We start from the raw sequence: 229 nt of genomic DNA, 5'->3' as shown, positions 1-229 counted from the left end.
TGTGTATAAGAGACAGGCTGAATCATGGACCAGACCGCGGCCGCCTGCTGCGCCGAGGGCCACGCCCTCCACCTCGACACCCGCGACCTCGCCCAGCGCCAGGTGCCGTTCGATCTCGCCGGGGCGGGCCTGCGGCTGCTCGTCGTGGACACCGGGGTGCGGCACGCGCTGGGGGACGGGGAGTACGCCACCCGGCGCGAAAGGTGCGAGGAAGGGGCGCACGCCCTGG

At 72.9% G+C, this 229-nt stretch carries 1 pseudogene; it reads left to right on the top strand.

The features are described 5' to 3' along the window. Positions 1–21 precede the first annotated feature (21 nt). Positions 22–229 (top strand): annotated as a pseudogene (locus ACSNOK_RS36650) (galactokinase); the annotation flags it as partial.

It is taken from the genome of Streptomyces sp. URMC 126 (genome assembly GCF_051386555.1).
Taxonomy (GTDB): Bacteria; Actinomycetota; Actinomycetes; order Streptomycetales; family Streptomycetaceae; genus Streptomyces.
The sequence above is the reverse complement of the archived record's forward strand: the minus strand, read 5'-3'. Positions and strand labels throughout refer to the sequence as shown.